3 protein-coding genes are annotated in these 3,257 nt (G+C 43.8%); all 3 read right to left on the minus strand.

Annotated features, from left to right (window positions below; genetic code table 11):
* Positions 1-943, minus strand: a 943-nt coding sequence (locus tag ACKI5G_RS00710; protein ID WP_407396679.1) for a pyridoxal phosphate-dependent aminotransferase, incomplete at its 3' end; no start/stop codon positions are given.
* Positions 944-961: 18 nt separating this feature from the next.
* On the minus strand, positions 962-2,299 hold the full coding sequence (gene hisD, locus ACKI5G_RS00715) for a histidinol dehydrogenase (protein WP_407396681.1): 1,338 nt from the start codon (positions 2,297-2,299) through the stop codon (positions 962-964).
* 15 nt (positions 2,300-2,314) lie between these two features.
* Positions 2,315-2,974, minus strand: coding sequence for an ATP phosphoribosyltransferase (gene hisG / locus ACKI5G_RS00720; RefSeq protein ID WP_407396683.1), 660 nt, complete (start codon positions 2,972-2,974; stop codon positions 2,315-2,317).
* Positions 2,975-3,257: the final 283 nt, after the last annotated feature.

Raw genomic sequence — 3,257 nt, forward strand, 5'->3', positions numbered from 1 at the left:
CCCGGCTTTCCAGATATTCATTCAGCTCCACTGCCTTATCATACTTAAGGAAAATAAAGTTGGTATTGGAAGGAAATACCTTGAAGCCCTTTAGCTCTCCGTACTGTCCCTCCATACGCTTGCGCTCTGCAATAGCCATCTGGATTCTCGGTATAAATTCGTCACGCATCTGAAATACAGTGTCGGCAGTAACCAAAGTCAGCACATTCATGTGATAAGGCATCATTGATTTGGCAATCATAGCTGTCAATGGGGCTGCCGCCAGCATATAGCCACAGCGACAAGCTGCCAGTCCATAAGCCTTGGAGAAGGTTCTGGCTATAATCATACTTGGGTATTTCTTCATAAGACCAATAGCCGTCTGGCCATTGAATTCAATGTAAGCCTCATCCACCAGGAATGCACAGCTGGTATGGCTGGCAATATATTCAATGTCCTCCAGGGAAGTAAAGCTGCCAGTTGGATTATTTGGATTACAGATTACGCAAAGAGCAGCTTTGTTGTCATTAACCACATTGACGAATTCCTTCACATCAAGGCTATAATCCTTTTCATTTAAGTTTACAGGAACAGCTTCGGCCTCAGCAGCCTTGGCATAAATGTGATACATGGAAAATGATGGCTGTGGAAATACAATTTTTCTGCCACGGCCTCCGAAGCAATAGAAGATTTTCTCAATAATTTCGCTGGAGCCGTTACCTATAAGAACATTTTCTACACCAAGACCAAAATTCCTGCCAATTGCCTCCATGAGCATTTCCAAATCCTCATTGGGATAACGGTTAAACGCCACACGGGAAAGGCGGCTCATTACCCGCTCCTCCACCAAAGGTGGCAGGTTCATACCACTTTCATTGGCATTTACCTTAATATTCCAGTCCCGCTCCACCACGTCGTATGAAGGCATTTCTGCCAATTTATTTCTATATTTGAGCTTTGCCATAATTTCCTCCCTAAAATATCACATTTTTCTTATGCGAATTGCATTTGCATGGGCCTGTAGCCCCTCTGCCTCTGCCAGACGTATAATATCATCACTTACACGGCTCAGCTCAGGCTGAGTATAAGAAATGAGGCTGGTACGCTTCATAAAGGTTTCCACATTAAGCACGGAGTAGTATCTGGCGGTACCACCTGTTGGCAGTACGTGATTTGGTCCTGCAAAGTAGTCCCCTAATGGCTCCGGAGAATAGGCCCCAAGGAATACCGCTCCGGCATGACGTACATAAGGAAGCAGCTGGAATGGCTCCTTTGTAAGAATTTCCATGTGCTCCGGTGCGGATACGTTGGCCAGCTCAATGGCCTGCATAATGTCCTCAGCTACAATAATAAGACCGTTCTTATCAAGGGATGCTCTTGCAATCTCCTGACGTGGCAGCTGCTGTAGCTGCTTTTCTGCCTCAGTCGCCACCTTTTCAGCCAGAGTCTTGCTATCCGTAATCACGATGCTGGAGGCCAGCATATCATGCTCTGCCTGGCTAAGCATATCTGCCGCAGTATAAGCCGGATCAGCGGTTTCATCTGCCACAATAAGAATTTCACTTGGACCTGCCAACATATCTATATCACAGTGACCATATACGGCTTTTTTTGCCAGGGTCACAAAGATATTTCCAGGCCCAGTAATCTTATCCACTCTTGGAATGGTTTCCGTACCAAAGGCCATAGCAGCAATGGCTTGGGCTCCACCTATCTTAAAGATTTTGGATACGCCGGCTTCCTTGGCTGCCACCAGCACATAAGGATTAATCTTGCCATCCTTTGGAGGCACCATCATGATGATTTCACCAACACCAGCTACAGCAGCCGGAACAGCATTCATTATTACAGAGGAAGGATATGCTGCCGTACCACCAGGTACATAAATCCCAACTCTGTCTAAAGGAATAACAGACTGTCCCAAAAGGGAGCCCTGTCCACGGTATGTCATCCAGGAGTTAGGCTTCTGCTCCTGATGATACTGACGGACGTTGGCAGCAGCCCTTTTCAAGGATTCCACTATTTCAGGATCAGCGGCTTTATATGCGGCCTCATATTCATCTTCAGTAACCAAAAATTCCTCAGCAGTAAATTCAGTGCGGTCAATGAGCTTGGTATATTTTATAACAGCACTGTCACCCTTTGCCCTTACCTCGTTTACAATCATATCAACGATTTCAGCGGCAGTCATATCTCGGCCAAATAGCTTCTTATTTGCCTCGCGAATTTTAGGATTAAGCTCTACCTGATCAAAGGCAGGCTTTTTAAGCATTTTCTCAACATTTATAAGTCCAGTGTCCTTTACATTAACTATCTGCATTACTATCCCCCCGAATTATTTGGCCATTTCCAATATCTTACGCAAATCCTCAGTGAGCTGATGGATGCGGTCAAATTTCAATTTAAAGCTAACTCTATTACAAATAAGACGTGCAGTGGCATCCATTATAAAAGCGATTTCCTCCAGATTATTTTCCCGAAGGGTGGTGCCTGTCTCAACTATATCCACAATACTCTCAGAAAGTCCTACTATAGGCCCCAGCTCGATAGAACCATTTAACTTTATGAATTCCATCTGCATTCCCTTGCTGTTGAAAAACTTTTCCGCAATATGCGGGAACTTGGTGGCCACTCGGGTGTGGGCATAATCTGATAGCTTGGCACGTTTATTATTCTTATCTACAGCCATCATTAGATGACACTTTCCAAATCCCAAATCCAAGAGCTCATAAACATCCTTGCCTGATTCCAGCAATACATCCTTACCAATAACGCCTATATCAGCAGCACCATATTCAACATAGGTGGGAACATCAGCTGTTTTGCTGATAATAAACCGGATCTTTTTTTCTTCGTTGGTAATAATCAGCTTTCTGGACTTTTCATTTAAATCCTCGGCAGTATACCCTATCTTGGCTAGAAGGTCCGCAGATAATCCAAAGAGCTTTCCCTTTGGAAGGGCTATTGTAAGATATTCCATATTATTTGAAGTCATAAGCGTTCCTCCATTTGCCTAAAATGTTTTTATTCTTTATCTCGTTAAAGTATTAACACGTTAATTATACTAACACATTACCTATTTACCGTCAATATATATTTTACAGCTATTGTAAAAAAATGAGTTATTTCTTTTACCTAATAAACAGCCACCCGCCTAGCGGGTGGTTTTTCAGTTTCGGGCATAGCCCTTTTCTATTGGCTGCCCACAAGTGGGCTTTTTTATTGGCCTGCCAGCCACGCATTTTTTATTAGCAACCCGTAAACGGGTCTCGAGGGTC

It is taken from the genome of Anaerovibrio sp. (assembly GCF_045637405.1).
GTDB lineage: Bacteria > Bacillota > Negativicutes > Selenomonadales > Selenomonadaceae > Anaerovibrio.